Here is a 26,188-nt window from a genome sequence, read left to right on the forward strand (position 1 = left end):
AAACCAATATGAAGGGTCAACATCAAAATTTGAATCAATGCCATTGTATAAAGCAATTTTTCTCATTTTATTTACTTCATCAATTGCATTTCCTTTTACTGTTTGTTCATAGAAGTTTATTAAATCGTCATTTGCAACTTTAATAAATGCATCCATATATGCATTTTGTGCAGCAATTAGATTATAAAATTTTGCTTTCATACCTTCACCAAAGTTATCTCTTGCAAATGTATTTGTTCCAACTGCTCTTTCAATTCCTGCTCTTTCTTTTGATAGTAAAAAGTTCATATATGCGATTAAATCTTGTGATACTTTAGCATTTGAAGATAGTTTTGAAATACTACTGATTGTATTTAGTAAAGAGCTATTAGTTTGAGTATAATAGCTTATTGCTTTAGAATCTTTTATATTTAATGAAGTGACTTTTTGTCTGATATTTTGTAAATTCTCTAAATTTGATAAACTTTTATCTAAAAAAAAGTTGAAATCTTTACCATACTTTTTACTATCAAATGTAGATAGAAATTCTCTTATATTTTTTAGTCTATCATTTGTTAATTCTCTTTGATTTGGAAGTTTTGTAGCAAATTTTTTACCTTTACTTCCTAAAAAACCTGCAGTCATACCTCTTTCTTTTTGAGTTTCATGAACTAATGCTCCAATTTTTGTAGAAAGAGTTACAACTTTATCTAAACTTTTAAGATTATTATAGTATAAATAAGAATCATAACATAGTTTTGCAGCCAATAAAATAACTATACACAAAGGTATAAACATGATTAATATAAGCTTTTGTTTGATAGACATTTTTGATAACATACGACTTCCTTTTTGTGACACTTTGAAAAAATAAAATAATTTTTTTTTATAAGGTTATATAAAAGAAACTTAATTATATATTAATCTAGTTGTAGGCTTTAGAAATAATTATAAAATAAAGGATAAGTAATAAATAATTTTAAGAACTTAAATTTAAGAGATGGTTTTTTGAAAAATCTTACATCATTAAATTATGTAACAATGACTAATATTCAAGAAAAGTCACTTCCAATATTATTAAATAATAATGACTTGATTGCCCAATCAAAAACGGGAAGTGGTAAAACCATTGCTTTTAGTATTCCTATAGTAAATAAATTAAATAAGGATAAGTTTAGAATACAAACAATGGTTCTTTGTCCAACAAGAGAATTGGCAAATCAAGTTGCAAATGAGATAAAAAAACTATGTAGATTTATAGAAAATATAAAAGTACTAACATTATGTGGAGGAGTTCCTTATAAACCTCAAGTTCATTCACTATCTCATAAAGCACATATAATAGTTGGAACACCAGGAAGAATTTTAAAACATATTAGTGAAGAAAATATTGAGTTAGAAAATATTGATACTTTAGTATTAGATGAAGCTGATAAAATGTTGGATATGGGTTTTTTTGAGGATATAATGAAAATTATTGATAGCTTACCAAAAAATAGGCAAACAATGTTATTTTCTGCAACATATGATGATCAAATTTTATCATTAGGTAAAAATATAACTAATAATGCAGAATTTATTAAAGATGATTCTATTCATAAAAAAGAGAAAATAAATCAAGAATTTTTTGAAATTGATGAAGATGATAAGTCAAAATTAGTTACTTTTTTAATAAATAAATATAAAGCAAAATCAGTACTTATTTTTTGTAATAGAAAATATAAGTGTGAAGAGATTGCAGATGAGATATTTGAATTTGGTCTTGATTGTGTAGTGTTACATAGTGATTTAGAACAAAAACAAAGAGATGAAACAATTGTTTTATTTTCAAATAAATCTTACCCAATTATGGTAGCAACTGATGTTGCTTCAAGAGGTTTAGATATTACAGATATTGATTTGGTTATTAATTATGATATTGCTAATGATGAAAAAGTTCATACACATAGAATAGGAAGAACTGCAAGAGCAAGTTCAAATGGTACAGCTGTAACTTTTTATAATCGTCATGAGATGGATATTGTATTAGATATTAAACAGCAGTTTGATGATATTAACTTTTCAAAAATTGAACATTTAGAACAGTTGGAGACAAAAGTAGATTTAAAACCACAATTTGCAACATTATATATAAATGGTGGTAAAAAAGATAAGTTAAGAGCAGGGGATATTGTTGGAACATTGATTAATAAAGCTAACTTGTCAAAGGATGATATTGGTAATATTGATATATTTAGATTTCATAGTTACGTGGCAGTTAAAAAAGAGTATGAGAAAAATGCATTAGATGCTTTAAATACAAATAAAATTAAACAAAAAGAGTTTAGAGTATATCCTAGATAAATTATCTAGGATTTATTTTTTAATCTAGCTATTAATATTGCTGTGATTAATCCGCTACACAATAAAAATAATAAAACATAAAAAGTACCATTTTCAATCTTTGTTAATGGTAGACTTGAAGTATTCATTCCAAAAAATCCAACTATTAAGTTTAATGGTAAAAAAATACCAGATAATAAAGTAAGAATATATATTGTTTTATTCATTTTTTCATTGCTATTTGTTGTATGAAAATTGTATAAGGCATCAAGTTTATCTAAACTATGTGTTGTATTTCTTTGTGCTCTTTCTAAATGTTCTTGTAAGTCATGAAAATTAATCTCTAAAAAGTCATCTTCTTTTTTATAATTTAATATAAATATTTTAAGTTGTTCAATTGTTTTTGATAAAACTCTATTCATTCTTATTAATTGATTTTTTAAAGTAAACCACTTTTTATTAAAGTTTTTAATATCAATATTTTCATAAAACTTATCTTCTATATCTTCAATATTAGAAAATATTTCAAGTGATAAATTAAGTGAATCATCAATTTTTTTATTTAGTAAGTTATAAACTTGTTTTATATTTTTTACATCAATAAATTCTTTTTTCTCATTATCAAAATAAAAGTATGAATCATTAGTAAAAATAAAAGAACTATTATCTGCATAGAATGAATCTTCTTGTTTTAGAGGTAATCTAACAATCAACAAATCATACTCATCATTGATAACAAAAGTAGAAGGATGCATCTCGTTTTGAATATCTTTTAAGTGAAAATTACTAATTTTTATATCTAACATTTTTACTCTTTTTTGTTTTATTTATTTTATTTAAAAAAGCTATAACATTAAATTAAAGATATAGTTATGCGACTTAGTTGCAATTAAGAAAAAAGTTATATAATTTCAAAAAATAAAAAGTAATTAAGAGAAATATTATGAAAATAGAAAAATCAAATATTGCAAATTTACCTACAAAATATGGCAAATTTAAAATAAAAGCATACAAACAAGGAAATCAAGAGCATCTTGCTATTATGAGTTCAGATTTTGATTCATTAGAAGAACCTTTTGTTAGAATTCATTCAGAGTGTCTAACAGGCGATTCTTTAGGTAGCTTAAAGTGTGACTGTGGAAATCAATTAAGTGTAGCCTTAGAGTTTATTAATCAAAATGGTGGATTAATTATATATCATAGACAAGAAGGAAGAAATATAGGTTTATTAAACAAAGTAAATGCATATTCTTTACAAGATAAAGGAAGAAATACTGTTGAAGCAAATCTTGAATTGGGATTTAAAGATGATGAAAGAGATTATTCTGTAGTAGATTATATCTTCAAAGATTTAAAAATAAAAAAATTAAAGCTTATTACTAATAACCCAGATAAAATTGAATATGTTAAATCTTTGGGTGTTGAAATTATTGAAAGAATTCCATCTATTATTAAAGCTAATAAATATAATGAGAGATATTTAAATACAAAAAAAGAGTATTTTGGGCATTTCTTATAATATTAATACTATTTATTTTCCCCTTGAAACTAATTAAAATCTTTATTTAAAAAATTCAATAATAAAAAATGTTACTTTTTTTCTAAAAAAACTTAAAAAATGATTATTTTTATCTTTTAATATTAATTTTTTATAGTAATTAATTTTCATTTAATAAAAATTATCCTAAGATTAAAATTATTTTAAAATAAAGGAAAGGTTATGAAATTAATCAAAGTTTTAGTTTCTTGTGTTGTTAGTTCGTCTTTTGTTTTTGCAAGTAGTTCTTTAGTATCTAAAGCAATTAATAGTGGATTAAAGCCAATACCTGAAAGTAATTTAAAATTACTTAAGATTATTGATGATAAAAATGATCCAATAACAAAAGAGAAAGTTGAACTTGGTAAAAAGTTATATTTCGATCCAAGATTATCTAAAAGTGGAATTATTTCATGTAATACATGTCATAATTTAGGATTAGGTGGAAGTGATGGTGTTAGTGCTGCAATAGGTCATAAATGGACAATGAATCCTCATCATTTAAATTCACCAACTGTTTATAACTCTGTTTTTTTTGATGTGCAGTTTTGGGATGGAAGAAGTAAACATTTAGCAGATCAAGCTCAAGGTCCAGTTCAAGCAGGTCCAGAAATGGCTGCTCCTAAAAAACTAGTAGAAAAAAGAATAAATTCAATTCCTGCATATGTTAATGAATTTAAGAAAGCATATACTGATAAAGTGAAAATAGATTTTGAAAAAATCACTTCAACAATAGCAATTTTTGAAAAAACTTTAATTACTCCTTCACGATTTGATAGTTTTTTAAACGGAAAAGAAAATGCTTTAACAAAAGAAGAAAAAAAAGGTTTAAATACTTTTATTGATAAAGGGTGTGCTTCATGTCATAATGGCATTGCATTAGGAGGGACTATGCAACCATTTCAAGTTGCAGCTAAATACTCTTTTGCTAAAGTAGGGGATTTTAAAGGTGATAAAAATGGACTCGTAAAGACTCCTACATTAAGAAATATTACTGAAACTGCACCGTATTTTCATAATGGTCAAATTTGGTCTTTAAGTAAAGCAGTAAAAGAGATGGGATCAACACAATTGGGAATAAAAATTAATGATAAGCAAGCAAATGAAATTGTAACTTTCTTAAAATCATTAAAAGGTGATAAACCTAAAATTGTTTATCCTCAATTACCAGAGTCTACAATAAATACTCCACAACCAAAATATAATTAATAAAATGGCTCAATTGAGCCATTTTATTTAATAGTTTTAATTATTTTCTTCAACTCTTGGGTCAAGATGAGCAATATCAGCTCCTGAAGATAATGGAACATTTACAAATGTACTAAGTTCATCATCTGCAACTCTTTTTTTAGATAAAGAGTAAAATGTTAAAAATAGTCCTATTAGTGCATACATAATAAACATTGCATCATTATAATATTTAAATAAAACTCCTACAATAATTGGAGCAACAAAAGAACCTAATCCATAAGTAAATAGAAGTGTTCTACTTATTTCTAATATATCACTATCTTCATTTAAAACATCATTTGCTCTTGCTAAACTTAAAGGATACAGTGAAAATATAGTAAGTCCCAAAAGAAAAGCACAACCATATAAAAGGTTTGTATCTTGTCCTATAAATAAGAATAAAGAAGAAGTAATTGCAGTTATAAAAGATACTATTGCAATAATTTTTCTTCTTCCATATTTATCTGAAACAATACCAATAGGCCACTCTGCAATAAGTCCACCTAAAATTACTGTTATCATAAAATATGAAACTACATCAACAGAGTGATATTTTTCAAGTACATATACAGGAGCCATTGTAAAAAATGAACCTATAAAGATACCACCAATAAAACTTGTTGTTGTTGCAAGGGGAACAATATCATATATTTTAGGTAGTGAGTATCTCTCAAATGGTAGTAATTTTGGCTCTTTTATTTTTGTCAATGCAATTGATGGAATTGATACTAATACCAAAATAGAACCTAATATAAAAATAGAACTACTTAAGTCATCAACTGTCAAAAATAGCTGTCCTAATGCTGTTGATAAATAAAAGATAATTTCATATATTGCAAGAACTTTTCCTCTAATATCTGTTGTTGATTTTTCATTTAACCAACTCTCAATTATTATAAGAATACTAAAATAGCAAAAACCGGCAATAAATCTTAAGATTCCCCATAAAACCTCATTGAAAAATAGATATTGGATTAAAAATGTGATTACCATAAGTGCTGCAAAGTTTGTATAACTTCTAATATGTCCAACTTTTGAAATAATACTTTGACTAAAAATAGAAGATAGTATTGCTCCTAGAAAAAAACAAGCATTAATAATACCAATTGAGATATCATTTATTCCATTTTTTTTTAGGTATACACCAATAAAAGTTAAAACCATACCATAACCAATAGCTAAAAAAGTTATTGAAAAAAATAGTGAAGAAATAGGCATAATTGAGAACCCATTTTTTTTAGACATTTTAATAATCCTCATATTAAAAAAATTTTAAGAATTATACATCAAAAATTATAATTTTGTTTAATAAAATAGCTCAAAAAAGAGCCATTTTAATTTAATAGTTTTATTAAGCCATTTGCTAGTCTAACTCTCCAGTTAAAATAGTCATGTCCTGAAGGAAATTCTTCATAAAAAACTTTATATTTTTTTGATTTTAATACATTTTTTAAATTTCTATTTGATTCTAAAATATCAATAGGTTTAAATCCAGTTTCAAATAATCCTGCATTTAAATAAACTTTAATATCTTTTGTTTTTTCTTTTTTTATTTGTCTTGTTAGCCATTGTGTTCTTTTATCATCTTTTTTACTCCACCAAAATGAACCTGATTGGCTTAATACATTTCCAAAAATATTTGGATATTTAAATGCTACATACATAGATGCTAATCCACCATAACTAGAACCTGTTAAAATAACATTCTGTTTTTTTACTTTTTTATCTAATTTTTTTATTACAAAAGGGTATAACTCTGTTGCCATAAATTTTGCAAAATCCTCATTACAAGGTAATTCAACACCTCTTTTATTTACAACATTATCTATAAAAATAGCAACAGTTTGTTTTATTTTTTTTTGATAAATTAGGTTATCTAAAATAGTTGGAGTTGGAACCTTTGATTGATATGCTTTACCATCAAAAACAAAAAGTAAAGCAAACTCTTTATTTTTATCAAAATTATAAGGAGTATAAATATCTATATCTCTTCTATTTTTTAAAATCTTACTACTAATTGAGTAGTTCTTTACGGTTCCTTTATTTTTAGTTTTTTCTAGTGAATAATCTTTAGTATTTTTATCATCAATAATTATAGATGAACTTGTGTTGTATTTATCACTATTTTTATTTGTTATATATAGAAATTTGTTTAAAGGATCTTTTTGTAAAGTTGCTAGAATTGCAACTTTTTGTTCTCTTTTTGTACCTTTTATATTTGGTACATCAGGTGCAAGTTGATAAGATAGTCTTGTATTTTTAGGAACTATATAACTTATATACCAAATATCACTATTTAATAATCTTGCTAATTTTGGATGAGTATGTTCAGGAGAACCTAATAGTCTTACATTTTTTTTAGCACCTCTATATAAAAAAGTTATTATATATTTATCTGAATCAATTTTTTCAATTAAAGGAGTACCTTTTTTCTTTACCATTTTCCAAAAATTTGATGTATCTTTATTTTTTAGTAGTAGTTTTTTTTGTTTTTGAAGTATCTTACTAATAATTGGTCTAGATACTTTTTCTTCTTCTTTTAGTTGATTTTCTTTTGAGATGATTTTTTCTATTTTAAATGAAAAATTTATATCTTCTGATAAAGTTGTTACTTCAAATAGATATTTTCCAGATGAAGGAATTATTGTATGAATTGTTCCATATTTCTGATTTTGTTTTTTTAATATTCTTATTTGAGATTTTTTATCTTTTAATATAAAATTTTTAAAGTCATTATCAGCTTTAAAATTTGCTATTAAATAATCTTCTTTTTTTAACTCTATTTCAAAAGTATATGAACTGTTTTTTCCTATTTTTATTTCTTTCTCAAAGTTTAAATTTTTTGCATTTATATTTTGAAAATTTAATAAAAAAAGTAAAGAGAAAAAGATACTCTTTACTAATATATTAGAATTTATAAACAAGTGAAGCTCCTATTCTTCTAGGTGTTGCATAGTTTGCGTAAGTTTGTTTTATTAATCCACCATAATATTTTTCATCTGTTAAGTTTGTTGCATTGATATTTAAATCAAGATTTTTACTTATTTGATAATTTGCCATTAAATCAATAATTTTAATAGCTCTTTGACTAATTGTATATGAACTTCTTTGAGTTTTTATTGCTTCTTGATAACTAAATGCTGCACCAACTTTTAATGCAGGTATAAAGCTTGGATTATATGTAATTGAAGCTCTTAATAACTCTTTTGGTAAGTATGTATTGAAGTCTTCATTATTATCATCTTTAGTTGTAAATTTTGTATATCCTAAACTCATATTAATATTATCAGTTAAACTACCATTAGCTTCAATCTCGAAACCTTTTGTTTTTACACCATCATTTGAAGTATAATAAGTTCTTCCATCACTTAATGTTCCTCCATAAGCTGCAATGTTGTCTTGTTCTGTTTTAAACACTGAGATATTTGTATTTAATTTTCCATTAAAAAATGATGTTTTTATTCCTGCTTCATAACTTTTTCCTTCAGCAGGATCAATTAAACTTTTATTTTCATCAATATAATTTTGAGGTTCAAATGTAGTAGTGTAACTTACATATGTAGATAAATTGTCATTTATTTTATAAACTAACCCTGCATAAGGAGTAAATACACCATTATCTTTAGTCTCTTCTTCACTTCCAAAGTTAATACCTTCTGTTTTCCAATTTGTAATTCTTGTTCCTACTAATAAGCTAAGATTATCTAAAATATGGTAGTTTGTTGCAAAATATAGTGCAGCTTGTTTTTCTGTATAATCAGTTAATACTTCAGTTGCATAAGCTGAAGAGTAATCACTTGTATTTCCATTCCAATGGTCTAAATCAACATCAACTCCTAAAGAACCCAAAAAGCCTCTATGTGCAGTTTCATCTTTAGTTCTTCTTGCAAAATTAACACCAATTACAGCACTATGCTCTTGACCAAATAAAGAGTAATTACCATCATAACTAATATCAATTGAGTGCTCTTTTACTTCACTATTTGTTTTTTGAACTAAGTCTGTTTTATAACCTATCTCATTTTGATTTGGAATTCCCCAAAAATTAACTAAATTTGAATCTTCTTTAGTTTTTTTAAATAGATAATTTGCATTTAGTTGCCAATCATTAGAAAAAGTTTTTCTAATTTTTGCATATGCTTCTAAAGTTTTTACATCTCTATATGCCCAATTGGGTGATGGATTTGCTGAGATGTCATAATTTGTAGCTTTTCCATTTGAATACACTGTTGGCATTCCACCCCATTGAGAGCTATCATTATCATCTTTATAATATGAAAATCCAGTAGTAAGTAGTAATGTATCACTTAAATCTGCTTCTACAACAGCTGAAAATAAAGTAGAATCAGATTCGTATCTATCCAAATAAGAATCAGTATTCTCTTTTGCAGCTATTATTCTTCCTCTTACTGTACCTTCTTCATTTAATGCACTTGATACATCTAAATCAAATCTTTTATAATTCCAAGAACCTGCTGATAATTTTACATTTCCTTTTAACTCTTTTGTTGGTTTTTTTCTTATTAAATTCACTGTTGCACCTGGATTCCCATGAGCACTAGTAAGTCCAGTTGCTCCTTTTGTAACTTCTACTCTATCAAATAAAGCCATATCCATATCACCATTTAAGTAATTCCCACTTAAAGGAAGACTAACTCCATCAATTTGAATATTTGTTATATTGAAGCCTCTTGATGTGAATTGAACTCTATCTTGTTCTGCTTGTTCAACATAAATTCCATTACTACTATTTAAGACATCTTCTAAAGTAGTAAGGTTAAAATCTTTCATTTTTTGAGAAGTTGTAACACTTACACTTTGTGGAGTTTCCAATAAATCTAAATTCATTTTAGTAGCAGATTTTGTAGATTTTATTGTATATATATTACTGTTTTCTGTGATGGTATCAGATGATCCTATTACATCAACAGAACCTATGTCTTCTGCATAAATATTTGGTATTAATGCAATTGAAGTAATTAAAGACATGATAATTTTTTTGTGACTCATAATTTAACCTTTATTTAAAATGATATTGAGTATCATAACTAAAGTAAATCACTTTCAAATCACATAAGGTAAATTAATGTCAAAAGTTTCAAATTTTGTAAAAGAAGATATTTCTATATTAATAGTAGAAGATGAAACAGTTTTAGCAATAGGAATGGAGTATTCATTACAAAATATGGGTTACAATATTAGTGGAATAGAATCAACTGCTCAAAATGCAATAGAACATGTGCGAAGTAAAAGACCAGATATTATAATTATGGATATTAATTTAAAAGGAAATGTTTCTGGAACAAGTGCAGCAAAACAAATATGGCAATATTATAAAATTCCAATCATATTTTTAACTTCTTATAGTGATGAAAAAACTATTAAAGAAGCAATTGTGTGTGAGCCTTATGGGTATTTACTAAAACCTTGTAAAGATGATGAGTTAAATATAGCAATACAAGTTGCAATATATAAACACAACTATTTTTTTAAAAATATTAAAACTTTTAATAAAAATGAGAATTTGATTAAACTAACAAATAATATAGAATTTCATAAAGGTAAATCTCTTCTTTATTATAAAAATAAACCAATAAAATTAACAGGCAATGAAACAAAATTATTTGAAATACTTTGTGAAAATCTTGGAGAAACAGTTAGTTTTGAAAGAATAAGTTCTTATATTTGGAGAGATAGTTTATATGATTTAGGAAAATTAAGAACACTTATTTACAGAGTTAAACAAAAAATAAAAGATGATTTAATTCAAAGTGTTTTTGAAGTAGGTTATAAAATAGAAGAAATTTAACTTGAAACAATTTAGAAAAAAACTACCTTTATCTTTAAAAATCGTAATCTCTTTTTTTATTTTAGGTGTGATACTTCTTACTTTTTTATTTATTTTAATAATTCCAAATATCAAAAAAAAAGATTATGAAAGTGCGATTTATCAAACTGAAAAAATTGTTTTGTTAACAAGACAAGAGATAAAACTTGTCGTTGAATATTTTAGAAGATATGGTAAAAGTGAGACAAATATTCATAAAATGGATATTTCTAATAAATTAGAAAAAATAAAATTAGAAAAAAAATATAATAAAAAGTATAATAACTTTTATGCCGATTTAAAAAATATTTCAGACAATTATATATGTAATATTAGATTAAATAATAATTTAATATTTAAGAATTCAAATGTAACAAAAAGTTATTCCACTGATATTTTTCAAAAAAATAAATGGATTATAAAAAGTGCAGTTAATTATGAAACTATATGTCCACATCGAAAATACTATTTATACAAAACAAAAATTGAAAATAATAATGTTTATTTAACTTGTGATTCAAATTTTAAATTAAACTCTTTTAATATTGAAGCTGATGTAAAAAAAACAGTACAAAAAGGTTTTGAATTAACTCAAAATATTCATGATGGCAAAATATATCTTATATGGATAAAAAAAGGTATAAATAATATGGATATTAGCTTTGATAATTTAGAAAATAAAAATAATAAAAATTTTTGTGTAAGTAATATCTCTAGTATTAAAATACCTAAAACAGGTGAATTGAAAGTTAAAGATGTTTTTGATGTGGATAATATAAAAACATTTGAACATAAACTTAAAAAACAAGATGCTTTAACTTGGGTAAGTAGAATATATGAAGATGAAAATGAAAAGTTTTTTTTGATTTTAACATCTTTTAAAAAAGATTTTGAAAATAGTTTGAATAATAGTTTTTTTAATATTTTACCAATTTCTATTATAGCATTAATTATATCTATATGTTTAGGATTTTTATTATTTAGAAGATGGATAAAAAGTATAGAAAAACTATCTTTAACTGCACGAAATATATGTAATGGGAACTTGAGTTTAAGAAGTAATATCAAAGGTGACGATGATATAGGAGTTTTAGGAGTTGCTTTTGATACAATGCTAAATACATTGGAAGATAATATTAAGCAATTGGATTTAAAAGTAGAGAATAGAACAAAAGAGTTAACTCAATCATTAAATGAAAAAGAGACTTTATTAAAAGAGATTCATCATCGAGTTAAAAATAATCTTGCAATGACTATAAATTTTATAAAATTTCAGAAATATAAAGTTGATGAAAATAGTACAAAACAGATGCTTACTCAAATAGAAAATAGAGTTTATACGATGGAACTTTTACATAGAAAACTTTATGAATCTAAAGATTTGAATTTTATCAATATACAAAAGTATATAAGTGAATTAGTAAGTGATATAACAAAAAGTTTTGATGATAAGAATATAGATATTAGTTTAGATATTGATATGTTTTCTATGAATATTGAATATGCTATGCCTTGTGGTTTAATAATAAATGAAGCACTAACAAACTCATATAAATATGCTTTTGAAAATAAGATTGAAAAACAAATAAAAATAAGTTTTAAAGTTGAAAATTCAAAAAATTGTACTTTAATTATTTGGGATAATGGAAAAGGCTTACCTAAAGATTTTGATTTTAATAGTGCAAAAACTTTAGGATTGAGATTAATCTATTCAATATCAAAAAATCAACTTTTAGCAGATTTTAATTATGAATATAACAAAGGAGCTCAATATATTATAAAATTTAAGATTATAGAAAATTGATTAAAAAAGTAAATAAAAACAATAATTTTTAATTACTTTTTTTATGCATTTTAATCACTAAAGATTTCAAATAGAATTGATTTTAATTCACTTTTCATTAGTTCATTTAAATCTTTTCTATCTGTATATATATAAAATGGAACCGTATTTGACATTGAGTGTTTAAGTCTTTTTCGAAGTGTTGAAACTTCATCTAAATTAATTAATTCATCTCCATCATATAAACTAAAATCTTTTTGTACCCCTAAGTTAAAAGATACTATTTGATAAGTTAAAAAGAACTCTTTTTTTTCAATTTCCCATTTTTTTACAAAATCATCAAGTGCAGTTTGCAATTTTTTTAGTTTAAATTCAGTTATATAACCAAAACTTTCTCTAAATTTATATCTTTCAACTGTAGAAAAGTTAAGTACTTTATAAAATTCATTTAAATTTTTCCAAGGACTTGAAAATACTCTTTTACCAAAAAGTACCTCTTCAAAACAGTATAAATATTTTTGGTCTTTTCTTGAAATTTGTTTTGTATTTTTGATTCTAAAATACTCTTCTTTAAAAAGACTAATCAACCAGTTTTCATCTAATAAGCTTACTGTATCAAGTTGTGTTTTATCATCTTTAACATCTAAAAATTTCCATAACATAGATATTGAGTTTGATAATTTATCAATATTTGATTCTTCTTTAAAATAGTTTGAGGATAAGTATTGAACTACACTTTCTAAAACTGTATCTGTTTTTGCAATTCCATGATTATATATTACTTTTTTATATAGATTAAATCTAAGCTCTAACATATGCTCTATATCTATTAATGACATATCAAAAAAACTCAATTCAAATTTTTCATTTTGTTTTACTAATATTGCTTGTTTCGTGATTCTTATATGATCAATTGGTCCAGTAATATAACCACTTGCAAGCATATCTCTATTTATATAATCAAGTCTATCTGCATCAACTGTACTATCAATGTATTTATGTAAAACTTTAAAGTCAAAACCTTTATAAACTCTATTTTCTAAAATATAAGATGATAATATTTTTAAAAGTTTTAAGTAGTTTGTATTCTTTTTTAAAAGTTCTGGTAATTCAATATCAAAAAGTAAATTTAATAATCTTTTCCCTATTGCTTCATGTAAAACTAAAGATGAGTTTTGTGTTATATTTTCATAAATATTTATAAACTCTACTTCTTTTTCATTTAGTTGCTCTTTTTGTATTATTTTTCTATAAACTTTTTTTAGTGCATGTTCAACTTGATGAGAAAAAGGAAGATGTCCCACATCATGCAGTAAGCCAACAATTCTTATTGTTTGAAGCATAATAGTATATACTGCTCTTTGTGATTTTGATTTTGTTGGTATAGTAAATTGATATAAAGCTTTATTTGCAAAATACTCTAAATCTTTGATTTGAATATCTAAATTGTTTTCAATAATTATATTTTTAATAACATATTTTAATTGTTTTAAAAACTCATTTTTTGTAACTTTATCTGCATTCAAAATAGAATTTTTAAACATAAATGATGCAAGATGCATTGTTCCTAATGAATGAATAAATCTTTTAGTTGTAATAGATGGAAAAGAAAAATAAGCAAGTGCATTTTGTGTTATGAATTGTAATCTATTGAAAATCTTTGTTTGTAATATCTTATCTTCTAATTTAGTGTACTCTATATGATTATATATAGTATCATTGATTAATCTATTGTGTATTATTACGAAATCCTTTATTTTTTTGTATTATATCTTTTAAATGATAAAAATATTTAATTTATTATAACAAATTTAAGTTGCATAATAGTTACTAAAGATTTGTTGGAGTATTATTTTAATAATGATTATTATTAAGGATAAATTATGAATTATGAAAATATTATTATTATAGGAATTACAGTAGTTTGTATTGGTTATTTATATCAAAAATTGTTTAGAAAAAAAGGTGATTGTGGTTGTGGCGGTGGTGGCAATTGTAATTCAAAGAAAAAATAGAGTTTAGGCTCTATTTTTATCTTTTTCAAAAATTCTTTCTGTAAATTCTGCAAATTTACCTCTAACTGCTTTTTCTAATTCTATAGCAAACATATTTATTTCACTATGCTTTTCATTTGTTTGTTTTAATAGTGTTGTTAGTCCATTATTATACTTATTTAAGTAAAGATTATCTATTTGTCTATTTGAGCCAATGACAATTGCCATACAAGATTCATCAAGTCTACTTAAAATCAATTGTGTTGTTTTCTCACTACAGTTTTGCCACTCATCCATAATAACAATAGATGAACTTAATGTTCGTCCTCTTGCTTCTCCTGGCCACAGTGTTTCTATACAATATTTTGAAGTAAGTTCTGAAATTTTAGATTCAATTGACTCTTTATTTTCTCTATTTTCATTTTTTCTTAATTGCTTTTTGGCAATAAACTCTAAAGTATCAGAAAGAGCCATATTATAAATTCTAAATTTTTCATCATTTCCTGCTAAATAACCAATATCAGCACCTTTGTCAAGTGATTCAATTGAGTTTCTAACATAAACTATTTTGTCATATAAACCTAAATCAATCAATCTCATTGCTGAAACTATAGACATAAGTGTTTTCCCACTTCCAGCTTTTGCATCAATCACAAGTAAATCGTACATATTTGATAAAATAGCTTTCATAAATAGTTTCTGCTTTAGATTTACTGGTTTTACATTTAAAGCTTTGAAATCAGACTCTGTAAGTAAATCTATTTTTCCATTTATTATTAATGCATAAATTTTATTACCATCTTTACTTTCAAAACAATATGAGAAATTTTCATAAGTATAATTTTCATCAAAAGTTGTAATGTCTGCTTGTTGCAAACTATTAAATATACTTGAATCTAAAGAGATATTCTTTATAAATTCAAATTTTGGAACTGTTGATTTATCATCATGAAGTGTTTCTGCTTTGATTCCTTTAAATAAAGCAAATGTTCTAGCATAAACATCAAGAGATAGAAATATAGTCTGTGCACCTTTATAATAATCTTGTGCAATTACTGCAACTTCAATAATTCTTTTGTCATTGCTTTCACTTATATGGACTTGTTCAATTTTTGCTTCATATATATCTTTTGATATGATATTTAGATTTAGATTATCATTAAAAAGTTTTACAACCTTATATCCAGGTTTATAATCAACTTCTTTGATTTTCATATTAGCTAATAATCTAGCGAACTCTCGTGCATAAAACCCTAGTTCATTTGTCAATTTCTTCTTATCTTCAAGTTCTAATAGAACAGTTTCAGGAATTACAATTTTATTAGTTTTATTGTCTGAAATTCTATTTAGGTTTTGAATATTTTGTAAGATGATATTGGTATCTAGTACATATATTTTTTCTTTCATAAGAAAATTATATCCCTAGATTGATTACAATTTAATAACAAGTTGTATATTTGTTACACAAGTTGTGTAACAAACACTCTTTTATTATCCTGTTTTTTAATTTGAGAGAAGTTATCTAAATAATCAAGATATGCAATTAAATATTTTCTACTTAAAGGAAATCTTTGTTTAAAATTTTGAATATCTATATATCCATCTTCAGTTATAATATTTTTCATATATTTTACTATTTTTGTAAGATTGTCAGCATGAATAAAAAGGTTATGTTGAAGTCTAAATACTTGTTTTTTAGCACATAATGATTTTAAAATATTATCTCCAAGTTTTCTATCTAAATCTAAATCATCATATATATTATAAGGAGCAGTTGGACTAAACTCTTCTTCTTCTAATCTTTTGCAAATGAAACCTTCTAATGATTGAGAAAAATCCTCTGTTATATTTGCATTTTTATATAAATTTTGCTCTCTTTTTAAGACATTTTCTTTTTCAAGTTCATCTAAAACAACTTGAATAAAAGATGTACTTGCCCATTTTATTCTAAGTTTTATAGCAGCATTTGAAAGTAGGGCATATTTGTTTTTTTTGTAAATTTCTTGAATCTTTTGTTTTATATAATCTTTTGTTTCTATTGGATAGATAATTAGCTCTTTTTCATCACAAAACACATTATCAATACTTTTCCCAAAATCAATAGCTTCTTGATGGCTAAGTGCAAATCTTTGAGCAGAAGAGATAAGTCCAAGACCTTTTTTGTGTGCATCAAGTAATATTTTATATGCTTCTTTGAAATCTTTTTCATAAAGTTTATCTAATAAGGCTCTTTTTTGGCTTTTTTTCATTGGATCATTTACACAATTTAATATACTTCCACCTGCTATTGTATCATTTGATTGTCTTAAAATGATTTTTTCTTTATATATAGAAAAGAACTCTTCATTTGCTTTTATTGTAGCAAATCCTTCTTCTAAGCTTGTTGTAGAATCAAATAATAAAACTTTAACTTCAACTTTTTTAGATCCAATAAAAAGTGAATATGTTCTATTGTGATAAAGTTTTTTTCCTTTTAGACATTTAAAGCTTATATCTAAAGTATTAAACCCTCTTAAAAAACCTTTTTTAGAGATAATATCACCTCTTTTTATATCAACAGTTTTTATATTTTGAAGATTTAAAGCTGCTCTATTTGAAATATTTGCTTCAATTGCATTCTTATTATGTACTTGAATATTTTTTATTTTTGTTTCTTTATTTATAGTTGGAATAAAAACTTTTTCATCAACTTCACACTTATTACCAAGAACAGTACCTGTTACAACTGTACCAATACCTTTTACTGAAAATACTCTATCAATATAGTATCTAAAGAAGTTTTCTTGAGTTTTATTTGTATTTTTAATAGTAAAAAGTTTTTCTCTAAGATTTTCAATTGATACACTATCATTTGTTGAAACACTACTTATAATCTTAATATCAAAATCAAATTCATCTAAAAATTCTTTAATCTGATTTTCTACTTCTTTTAATTTTGTTTGCTCAACTAAATCTTTTTTAGTAATTACTACAATTAACTCTTTTATTCCAAGTAAATCAATAATTTCAATGTGCTCCACAGTTTGTGGCATTATACCTTCATTTGCTGCAATTACTAACATTACGCAGTCAAATGAAAAAGCTCCTGCAATCATATTTTTTACAAGTTTTTCATGCCCTGGAACATCAATAAAAGCAATATTTTGTTGTCCTTTTTTTAAATTTGAAAAAGATAAATCAATAGTAATTCCTCTTTGTTTTTCTTCTTTTGTTTCATCTCCTTCAAATCCATTAAGTGCTTTTATTAAAGATGTTTTACCATGGTCAATATGTCCTGCTGTTCCTATAATAATATTACTCATTTATAAACCTTTTTTATAATTGCTACTATTTCATCAAGTTGTATTTGTTTAATACTTCTAAAATCTAAAAGAACTTTTTCATTTTCTATTCTTGTAATAAGATTATTTTTTCTTAATTCTTGCTCTATTTTATTTGGTTTATAATTTTTATATTCAATACTAAGAGCTATTGTAGGAATTTTTTTATTAGGTGTTGTTCCTCCACCAATTAATGATGAAGTATTTATTAGTTCACATTTACAAATACCTTCAAGAGCTTCTTTTACATATAATGCTCTTGAACTTAATGTTTCAATTGAAGTATATAACATATTAAGAGTTGGTATTTTTTCAATCTCACCTTTTAAATATGAATTTAGATGAACTTCAAGTAAACTAAGAGTTATTTTATCAACTCTTAACATTCGTAAAAGTTGATTCTTTTTAATTTTTTCTATTAACTCTTTTTTCCCAAGAATTATTCCTGCTTGTACACTTCCAAGTAGTTTGTCTCCTGAAAAACTTATAAGAGAAGGATTATATTCCATCATTTTTAAAATAGAAGGCTCATTACTTTGTAAATTATAAGGTAGTTCAATCATATGCCCACTTCCCATATCATAATAGTCAATTATATTATTTTGCTTAGCAACTTCTATTATTTCTTCAAGATTTACTTCGCTTGTAAACCCTTCAATTGAGTAGTTTGATTTGTGAACTTTCATCATGATTGCACTGTTTTCATTTATTGCATTTTCATAATCAGTTTTGTGAGTTTTATTTGTAGTTCCTATCTCTTTTAAAATAGCACCACTTTGACTCATTACTTCAGGAATTCTAAAACTTCCACCAATCTCTACTAATTCACCTCTACTTACAATTGCTTCTTTATTTTTTGCAAAGGTATTTAAAACTAAAAATACTGCACTTGCATTATTATTTACAACTAATGCATCTTCACATCCAGTTAAGTTTTTTAATGTTTTTACAATATGCGAGTATCTTTCTCCTCTTTTACCTTCTTTTAAATCATATTCAAGGTTATTATATGAACTTACTAAGCCTTTTACTTGATCAAAGCTCTCTTCACTAATTAGACTTCTTCCTAAATTTGTATGAACTATTATTCCTGTTGCATTTATTACTTTTTGTAATGAAGGTTTTGTAATATATTGATATTCATTTATTACTTCTTTGATTAATTCTTTTTCATTTATTTCATCTACTTTTTTAGAAAGGATATCTTCTCTTAATTTATTGATTTTTTCTTTTGATATTTTGGTAATAAGTTTATCAGAGTAATTTTCAAAGGTTTTGTTTTTAATAAATTTATCAATTTTTGGAATATTTTTTAGCAAACTCATATTTACCCTTTTATATTATTTTAAATTTAAATATAGTATAATAATAAACTTTTTGGGAGGTTTGCGATCCTGGTGGACGCCACGGGCTTCAACCCCGATGTCTGGGCTAGTGCTAGTCTGGAGGTAGGTTCGATTCCTACACCTTCTCGCCAAAAAGTTTTTCTTCTAATATTATATTCAAATATCTTATTTTATTATTATATTACATTTATATAGGATTATATCTTAAGCTCGATAGTAAAAAGCTTAATAAAAGTAAAAAAGAATTAACTAATTTGTTTTTGTAAGAAAACCCCTTAATTCTTTAAGGGGTTGGAAAATTGCCACAGAATGGTATTGTAACAAATAAATGGTATCTAAAAGTTACTTTTTTAGTGAACTATTATATCTTTTGCACCTTTTGGTATAACATTACCAATAATTGAAGCATAACCAAAAGATAAATCTTCTATCTCTTTTACATACTCTTTTGCATCTTCTTTACTCATAGAAATCAATAATCCACCAGATGTTTGTGCATCACTTAAAATAAGTTTGTATGAATCATTTATTCCATTCATAAATAAAATTTTGTCTTCTATATATTTTAGATTTCTTTTTGAACCACCAGGTGCAACACCTTGTTCACATAATTCAACGGCTTCTTTTACTAAAGGTACACTACTTGAATCTATACTAAAAGTAGTTAAGTCATTTATACACTCTAATGCATGCCCTAAAAGACCAAATCCTGTAATATCTGTACAAGAATGAGCATTATACTTTTTCATTATTTTTGATGGTAAATAATTTAATTCAGACATAATATCACTGCATTTTTTTATCATATCATCTGTTAATAAATCTCTTTTTATTGCAGTTGTTAATATTCCCATTCCAATTGGTTTTGTTAAAACAAGTACATCTCCAATTTGGGCTGTATTATTTCTAACTATTTCATTTGGATGTATCATTCCTGTAACACTAAGTCCATAATACATCTCTGGTGATTCAATAGTATGACCACCTAAAAGTACACCGCCACATTCTTTTATTTTTTCATTTCCACCATTTAATATTTCGCCTAAAGCTTCAGTAGATAAATTTTTTCTATCAAAGCCTACAATATTTAATGCAGTTTTTACTTCTGCACCCATTGCAAAAACATCACTAAGTGAATTTGCAGCAGCTATTCTCCCATATAAATATGGGTCATCAATAACTGGAGTGATAAAATCAAGTGTTTGAACCATTGCTTGAGTGTCATTTATTTGATAAACACTTGCATCTTCACTTGTATCAAATCCTACTAAGACTCTGCTGTCATTTGGTTTTAAACTACAAATTGTTTGTTTTAGATCCCCCGGACCCATTTTTGCAGCACAACCAGCAGCATTTACGAATTTTGTTAACTGATATTCATTATTCATAATTATACTTTGTTGTTTTTTTTTCATTGTACTTTTTATTTAGTTAAAAATGAATTAATAAAAAAAAATTGTAAAAAAAAATTTACTTCTTTTTAAGTTTATTTTTATTTACACTATAATATTATTTTAAATAATTACGTTCAATTACCATAGGTTATGGTTGACTTAAAGTATTTATTGCTTTATCTCTTTTTTCTGAACAAATAATAGTTTAGAGGCTTAAAATGCAAAGAAGATCTTTTTTAAAAACAGCTGCGGTTGTTGGTACAACAATGGCAATTACTCCTTCAATAGTTTTATCTGATTCAAAAACAAATCCATTTGGAATAGATAAAAAACCAAGAAAATTTTCAGTTACAAATAGTTTTGATTTAGAACCAAATGATCAAGTTGCAAAACTTTGGGTTCCACTACCATTAGATTCTAGTTATCAAAAAGTATTAAGAGTATCTTATGATGGTGATTTTGATGAGGCATTTATTTCAAATAATAACCCATATAATACTAAACTTTTATATGCAAAATGGAACAAAAATTCAAAATCAAGAAAATTAGTTGTTAAATTTGACATTATTATGCAAGAAAGAAGTGTAGATTTTACAAAAGTTAAAAATAGTACAATGTATCCAGAAGATGTTAAAGAGTTTTTAAAAGGTACTAAACATACTCCAATATCAAAAAAACTTACTTCATTTGCAAATGATATAACAAAAAATGCAAAAACTCCATTAGAAAAAGCACAAGCAATTTATGATTGGACAGTTAATCACATGTATAGAGATGAAAGTGTTGTTGGTTGTGGAGTAGGTGACGCAACAAGAATAATTGAGAAAAAATTATTTGGTGGAAAATGTACAGATGTAAGTTCTGTATTTGTTGCTCTTTTAAGAAATGCTGGAATTCCTGCAAGGGAAGTTTTTGGTATTAGAGTAGGTAAATCAAAAATCTCAAAATCTTGTGGAAAAGCAGATAAAAATGGTTTTGCTAAAATCACTGGTGGACAACATTGTAGAGCAGAGTTTTATTTAGTAGGATTAGGTTGGGTTCCAGCAGATCCAGCAGATGTTACAAAAGTAAGAAAACAAGAAAAACTTACTAATGAAGATAAAAAAATTAAAGATTTAAGAAAGTACTTCTTTGGAAATTGGGAAATGAACTGGGCTGCATTTAATTATGCAAGAGATTTTGTATTAAATCCTAAACCAGCACAATATCCATTAAATATGTTAGGTTATCCATATGGTGAAATGGATGATGATGTATTGAATTATTATGCACCAAAAGAGTTTAAATACTCATATACTTCTCAAGAAGTAAAATAGTTTTATGAAAAAAATAACACTTATAGTATCAGCAGTTTTTACTGCTATACTATCAACTATGTGTTGTATTCCTGCATTTTTATTTGTTTTTTTTGGAGCAAGTATTGGTGGTCTATCTTTTTTAAGTGATTTGGGTTTTTTAAGAATACCTTTTTTTATATTAACTATTTTATTACTTATTTTAGCATTTAAAAAAAGTAATAAAAAAAATATAGAATGTGCATGTTCTAAAAAAGATATAATTAAAAAAAGTGTTATTTTCTCAAGTTTATTTATTCTGTTTTTTGTATTACTTTTTTATCCAGAATTTTCTGTTTATTTTATCAATTAGGAAAAAAATATGAAAAAAATATTTTTATTATTAGCTTTAAGTTTATCTCTTTTTTCAAAAGAAGTTGTTATTGAAATTTCACAAATGCATTGTCCTTTATGTACAACTATGGTGAAACAAGCAATAAAAAAAGTTGATGGAGTAAATAAAGTAAAAGTAAAGTTAAATACAAAAAATGCAACAGTTGATTTCAATGAAGATAAAACAGATATTCAATCAATTTTAAAAGCTATAAAAACTACATCTTACACAGGAAGAGTGTTAAAATAAAAGCTTTATGATAATTAAATATTATCTAAAGCTTTTTCATCAAATCTATAAGTTTTATGTTGAACTTTTACTAAAATATGTTTTTCAGCAAGTTCTTTAAAAAGTTTAATTAAAGTGGGTTTTGATATATTTATTCTATCCATTATATCTCCATATGAAGCAGAAAAAATATTATTATTGTCAAGATTATTTATTATATATTTTATAATATCAACTTGTTTACTATCCGTAATTGCAGAAATAGTTTTTATTACATGATTATTTCTAATTATCTCTTTTTTCTGAACAATTGGTAATAAAATATCATGAAGTGTTGTCAATAATTCTTTTATATTTATAGGTTTAACAATATAGTTTTCAACTTTTAATTTTATAGCATCAAGTAGATATTTTGTGTCTGTATGTGCTGTTGTTAGGATTGTAGGAATATTAATATTTCTATTGATTTTTAAATCTTTTAGAAAATCAATTCCATTTTCATTTTCAAGTAAAATATCTGAAATTATCACATCTACTTTTTTATTTTTTAAAATTTCTAATGCTTCTTTTGAAGTTTTTACTGCATATATTTCATTTGCAAAGTCAACTAATACATCATGTGTATGTTTTAATAAATTTTCATCATCTTCTAAATATAAAATATTAAAATTATTTAAAATATTCAAATCTTTATTTTGCATTTTCTATTACCTCGTTTAATATTGGAATTTTAATAATAAATAGACTACAAGAGTAGTTATTTATTCTATCTATTTTATGAATAACATTTTTTTGATATATTGAACCATACATATGTTTTTCAATAATTTGTTTTGACATATATAGTCCAATCCCTGTTCCAGCACTTTTATATTTTGTTGTATAATATGGTTCAAAAATTTTATGTGCAATCTCCTGAGGAACACCACCTCCATTATCCATAAAATTTATAACTATATCATTTTTATAGTGTTTGACTATAACTTTTATAATTCTATCATTTTTATTTACATTAGAGCATAAAGCATCTTTTGAATTATTTAATAAATTTAAGAACACATGGGATAATTCATTATAATAACTATTTATATTTATATCTTGTTTCATACTAAAAATAATGTTTATACCTGCTTTTTCTAAAGCATATTTTGATAACTCAAATGAGTGTTCAATACAATCTTTTATACTAAAAATCTTTTTAGTTTTATCTGGTGAAAAAAAGTTTTTAAAATCATCTAATGTATTTGACATATTTTCAGCTAAAAATAGTGCATCTTTTACTTTATCATCAATAAATTCATCTGTTAATTTTCCTAATTGCATCTTTGTTTGAAAACTTTGTACAATCATCGTAATGGAACCAAGTGGTTGTCTCCATTGGTGAGCTATATTATTTAACATCTCACCTAAACTTGCTAATCTTGCTTGTTGAAACATAATAATATCTTTTTTTCTATTGTTTTTTACTTCTTGAATTACTCTTTTTTCAAGTGAATTATTTAATTCAACTAGCTGTCTTGTTTTACTTTCTACTTTTGCTTCAAGTAATTTATGTAATCTTTTGAAGTGATTGATTAAAAGAACTGATAAAATAATAGAAAACAAAAATATTAATACTATTGATACCATCGAAACAGCAATAATTACATCAAATACTTTTTCAGTATCTCTTTTTTCATTTAAAGCAAGTGTTAAATCATAATTAATCAAACTTGTAATATATATATTTATAGCATTAATTTCTAAATGAAGTTTATTAAACTCTTTTTTTATATTTGTTTTATTGTGAGTAAGCTCTAAATTATGTAGTCTTGCATTTATATTTATCATCTTTTTATCTATATTTTTAGAGATACTTTCATGCAAAATTTCATTTTTGTAGTATTGTTGTTGTGTGGTTAAAAACTTTTTAATAATATTACCAATATATATTGTTGGTGGTTTGATATCATTTGATTTTTTATATTCTCTCCAGTTTGTTTCTATTAATTGTAATGCTAAGTTAATCACATCATTTGCTTGTTCATAAGTAATGCTATTATCTTCAATATCATAAAGAGTATCTTGAATATTTACTTTATATGTATCTTTAATATTTTCTAATTTTATTAGAGGTTTTGTTCTTTGTTCATATAATTTATCAAAATCATATTTTATTGAAAATGTCGCCATTAGTGCCAAAATTACGATTCCAAGCATACCACTTGAAATAATAAAAATTAAGAAGTTTGTTTTTAACGCAAAGTTAAAATTATCAAAATATGAAAGTATTTTCTTTAACATTATTCTTTAATCTCTTCAAATTTATTATTTGTATATTTAAATAAATATACTTTATTTAAATATTGTCTATTTTTTAAATTAATTGGTATACCTTTTAAAGTGTCTTTTGGTAATTTTTCTAAATTTTTTAGAAATCTATTCCTTGTTAATGTACCTTTTATATTTTTTAAAGCAGTAACTACTAACTTAGCAGATAAAAATGCTTCTAGTGAAATAAAGCTTGGTTTGAAATCTTTATAATATTTTTTTACTATTTCATGGTACTGTTTAACAACGGGTATTGAAGTATCTAAGTAGTTTGGTACAACTTCTGAAAAGATTAAGTTTTTTGTATTATTTTTTAATTCACGAACCATTGCATCTGCATCTCCAAAAGAGACATTACAAAATAAAGTATCTTTAAAATTTTTATTTTTTTTAGCTTTTTTAATAAATAAAGTATTTGCTTTATTTGCTCCAATCATAATAATAGCTTGAGGTCTTGCATCTTTTATTTCATTGAAAGCATGTCCTATTGATAGGGTATTTCTTTTATAACTACCTTCAGCTATTAGTTTTAGTTCTCTTTTTTTTAGTGATTTTATTACAGATACATAACCTTCCTCACCAAAATCGTCATTTTGATAAAAAACAGCAAATCGAGTTATTTTTCTATCATAATGAAGATATTTTACAATTGTTTCTATTTCTTGTGCATACGATGCTCTAAAGTTTACAAAATTTTTCTCTTGTGATTTTCTTAAAAAACTTGCACCTGTAAATGGTGATATAAAAGGAATATTTTCTTCTAATAATAAATTTAAAATATTTTTAACAGGAGAAGTTCCAACGTATCCAAATAATGCAAAAGCTTTATCTTGATAAAGAAGTTTTTTTGTATTTCTTGTAGTTAATTTTGGTTCATACTTATCATCATATGTAATATATTTTATTTTTCTATTTTTTATTAAGTTATTATCATTTGAATAATTAAAATATGAGTTTGCTCCAATTAGTACAGATTTTCCCCACTCGTTTACAATCCCTGTTTTAGGAATTGAACCACCTAATACTATTTGAGTATCTTTATATTCTTTATCTTTAAAAAAAAGATATAACACTGTAAGTATTGATATTAAAATAAATAATCTTTTAGCCATTATTTATTTTACAAAAAAAATAGTTAAAAGCTCTTATTAAATATAAAATTTATTAAATATAAAACTTTTTTCTTTATTAATTTTGATATTTAATTAATTTGGTAAAAAAAATTTTAATATTTAAGGATTATCTAAGAT

At 24.5% G+C, this 26,188-nt stretch carries 22 protein-coding genes and 1 tRNA gene; 10 read left to right on the forward strand and 13 right to left on the reverse strand.

Annotated features, from left to right (window positions below; all coding sequences use genetic code 11):
- Positions 1–819, reverse strand: an 819-nt coding sequence (locus CRU93_RS11965; protein WP_258238918.1) for a nitrate- and nitrite sensing domain-containing protein, incomplete at its 3' end; no start/stop codon positions are given.
- 129 nt (positions 820–948) lie between these two features.
- Here CRU93_RS11965 and dbpA point away from each other — a divergent pair.
- The gene (gene dbpA, locus CRU93_RS11970; RefSeq protein WP_129104437.1) at positions 949–2,322 is read left to right on the forward strand and encodes an ATP-dependent RNA helicase DbpA; all 1,374 of its coding nucleotides are present in this window, start codon (positions 949–951) and stop codon (positions 2,320–2,322) included.
- A gap of 5 nt (positions 2,323–2,327) precedes the next feature.
- On the opposite strand, the gene CRU93_RS11975 is transcribed toward dbpA, so the two are convergent.
- A complete protein-coding gene (locus tag CRU93_RS11975; RefSeq protein WP_129104438.1) occupies positions 2,328–3,107 on the reverse strand; it encodes a CorA family divalent cation transporter in 780 nt (259 codons plus the stop codon).
- Positions 3,108–3,244: 137 nt separating this feature from the next.
- Between CRU93_RS11975 and ribA the strand changes: the two genes are divergently transcribed.
- Both ribA and CRU93_RS11985 read left to right on the forward strand, forming a co-directional pair.
- Positions 3,245–3,820 (forward strand): GTP cyclohydrolase II, encoded by a 576-nt coding sequence (gene ribA / locus CRU93_RS11980; RefSeq protein WP_129104439.1) that lies wholly within the window; start codon positions 3,245–3,247, stop codon positions 3,818–3,820.
- Positions 3,821–4,021: 201 nt separating this feature from the next.
- Positions 4,022–5,047, forward strand: coding sequence for a cytochrome-c peroxidase (locus tag CRU93_RS11985; RefSeq protein WP_129104440.1), 1,026 nt, complete (start codon positions 4,022–4,024; stop codon positions 5,045–5,047).
- Between the two features lie 36 nt (positions 5,048–5,083).
- Here CRU93_RS11985 and CRU93_RS11990 read toward each other — a convergent pair whose 3' ends face one another.
- The 3 genes from CRU93_RS11990 to CRU93_RS12000 form a co-directional block, all read right to left on the reverse strand.
- Positions 5,084–6,313 carry an MFS transporter gene (locus CRU93_RS11990; RefSeq protein ID WP_164967680.1) on the reverse strand — a complete coding sequence of 410 codons (1,230 nt, stop codon included), beginning with the start codon at positions 6,311–6,313 and terminating at the stop codon, positions 5,084–5,086.
- Between the two features lie 89 nt (positions 6,314–6,402).
- The gene (locus CRU93_RS11995; protein WP_129104442.1) at positions 6,403–7,992 is read right to left on the reverse strand and encodes an alpha/beta hydrolase-fold protein; all 1,590 of its coding nucleotides are present in this window, start codon (positions 7,990–7,992) and stop codon (positions 6,403–6,405) included.
- On the reverse strand, positions 7,976–10,078 hold the full coding sequence (locus tag CRU93_RS12000) for a TonB-dependent siderophore receptor (RefSeq protein ID WP_129104443.1): 2,103 nt from the start codon (positions 10,076–10,078) through the stop codon (positions 7,976–7,978). The genes CRU93_RS11995 and CRU93_RS12000 overlap by 17 nt, the downstream gene beginning before the upstream one ends.
- Before the next feature lie 76 nt (positions 10,079–10,154).
- On the opposite strand from CRU93_RS12000, the gene CRU93_RS12005 reads away from it, so the two are divergent.
- The gene (locus CRU93_RS12005) at positions 10,155–10,877 is read left to right on the forward strand and encodes a response regulator (RefSeq protein ID WP_129104444.1); all 723 of its coding nucleotides are present in this window, start codon (positions 10,155–10,157) and stop codon (positions 10,875–10,877) included.
- A 1-nt stretch (position 10,878) separates the two neighbouring features.
- The gene (locus CRU93_RS12010) at positions 10,879–12,699 is read left to right on the forward strand and encodes a sensor histidine kinase (protein WP_129104445.1); all 1,821 of its coding nucleotides are present in this window, start codon (positions 10,879–10,881) and stop codon (positions 12,697–12,699) included.
- A 50-nt stretch (positions 12,700–12,749) separates the two neighbouring features.
- Here CRU93_RS12010 and CRU93_RS12015 read toward each other — a convergent pair whose 3' ends face one another.
- On the reverse strand, positions 12,750–14,240 hold the full coding sequence (locus tag CRU93_RS12015; protein WP_258238919.1) for an HD domain-containing protein: 1,491 nt from the start codon (positions 14,238–14,240) through the stop codon (positions 12,750–12,752).
- A gap of 321 nt (positions 14,241–14,561) precedes the next feature.
- Here CRU93_RS12015 and CRU93_RS12020 point away from each other — a divergent pair, with 321 nt between their 5' ends.
- A complete protein-coding gene (locus tag CRU93_RS12020; protein WP_129104447.1) occupies positions 14,562–14,693 on the forward strand; it encodes a FeoB-associated Cys-rich membrane protein in 132 nt (43 codons plus the stop codon).
- A 3-nt stretch (positions 14,694–14,696) separates the two neighbouring features.
- Here CRU93_RS12020 and CRU93_RS12025 read toward each other — a convergent pair whose 3' ends face one another.
- Genes CRU93_RS12025 through selA form a run of 3 tightly spaced genes read right to left on the reverse strand, consistent with a single transcriptional unit; the run spans position 14,697 to position 19,317 of the window.
- The gene (locus CRU93_RS12025; protein ID WP_129104448.1) at positions 14,697–16,079 is read right to left on the reverse strand and encodes a PhoH family protein; all 1,383 of its coding nucleotides are present in this window, start codon (positions 16,077–16,079) and stop codon (positions 14,697–14,699) included.
- Positions 16,080–16,132: 53 nt separating this feature from the next.
- On the reverse strand, positions 16,133–17,974 hold the full coding sequence (selB, locus tag CRU93_RS12030; RefSeq protein WP_129104449.1) for a selenocysteine-specific translation elongation factor: 1,842 nt from the start codon (positions 17,972–17,974) through the stop codon (positions 16,133–16,135).
- The gene (gene selA, locus CRU93_RS12035) at positions 17,971–19,317 is read right to left on the reverse strand and encodes an L-seryl-tRNA(Sec) selenium transferase (RefSeq protein ID WP_129104450.1); all 1,347 of its coding nucleotides are present in this window, start codon (positions 19,315–19,317) and stop codon (positions 17,971–17,973) included. The genes selB and selA overlap by 4 nt, the downstream gene beginning before the upstream one ends.
- A 54-nt stretch (positions 19,318–19,371) precedes the next feature.
- Here selA and CRU93_RS14210 point away from each other — a divergent pair.
- Positions 19,372–19,469: transfer RNA gene (locus CRU93_RS14210), tRNA-Sec, on the forward strand.
- A 219-nt stretch (positions 19,470–19,688) separates the two neighbouring features.
- Here the strand turns inward: CRU93_RS14210 and selD are convergent.
- Complete coding sequence (gene selD / locus CRU93_RS12040; protein ID WP_129104451.1) at positions 19,689–20,726, reverse strand: selenide, water dikinase SelD; 1,038 nt, start codon at positions 20,724–20,726, stop codon at positions 19,689–19,691.
- A 224-nt stretch (positions 20,727–20,950) separates the two neighbouring features.
- Here selD and CRU93_RS12045 point away from each other — a divergent pair, with 224 nt between their 5' ends.
- The 3 genes from CRU93_RS12045 to CRU93_RS12055 are packed head-to-tail and all read left to right on the forward strand — an operon-like array spanning position 20,951 to position 22,649.
- On the forward strand, positions 20,951–22,048 hold the full coding sequence (locus CRU93_RS12045; RefSeq protein WP_129104452.1) for a transglutaminase-like domain-containing protein: 1,098 nt from the start codon (positions 20,951–20,953) through the stop codon (positions 22,046–22,048).
- A gap of 4 nt (positions 22,049–22,052) precedes the next feature.
- Positions 22,053–22,379: a transporter gene (locus CRU93_RS12050; protein ID WP_129104453.1), complete on the forward strand. Its 327-nt coding sequence runs from the start codon at positions 22,053–22,055 to the stop codon at positions 22,377–22,379.
- A 9-nt stretch (positions 22,380–22,388) separates the two neighbouring features.
- Entirely contained in the window at positions 22,389–22,649 is a 261-nt protein-coding gene (locus tag CRU93_RS12055) for a heavy-metal-associated domain-containing protein (protein WP_129104454.1), read from the forward strand.
- Between the two features lie 14 nt (positions 22,650–22,663).
- Here the strand turns inward: CRU93_RS12055 and CRU93_RS12060 are convergent, their stop codons facing one another.
- The 3 genes from CRU93_RS12060 to CRU93_RS12070 are packed head-to-tail and all read right to left on the reverse strand — an operon-like array spanning position 22,664 to position 26,050.
- Positions 22,664–23,329 carry a response regulator gene (locus tag CRU93_RS12060; RefSeq protein WP_129104455.1) on the reverse strand — a complete coding sequence of 222 codons (666 nt, stop codon included), beginning with the start codon at positions 23,327–23,329 and terminating at the stop codon, positions 22,664–22,666.
- Positions 23,319–24,911, reverse strand: coding sequence for a sensor histidine kinase (locus CRU93_RS12065; protein ID WP_258238920.1), 1,593 nt, complete (start codon positions 24,909–24,911; stop codon positions 23,319–23,321). The genes CRU93_RS12060 and CRU93_RS12065 overlap by 11 nt, the downstream gene beginning before the upstream one ends.
- Positions 24,911–26,050 (reverse strand): ABC transporter substrate-binding protein, encoded by a 1,140-nt coding sequence (locus tag CRU93_RS12070; RefSeq protein WP_129104456.1) that lies wholly within the window; start codon positions 26,048–26,050, stop codon positions 24,911–24,913. Before CRU93_RS12070 ends, CRU93_RS12065 begins: the two co-directional genes overlap by 1 nt.
- Positions 26,051–26,188: the final 138 nt, after the last annotated feature.

Origin of the sequence: Arcobacter sp. CECT 8985, from assembly GCF_004116495.1 — a bacterium.
Taxonomy (GTDB): domain Bacteria; phylum Campylobacterota; class Campylobacteria; order Campylobacterales; family Arcobacteraceae; genus Malaciobacter.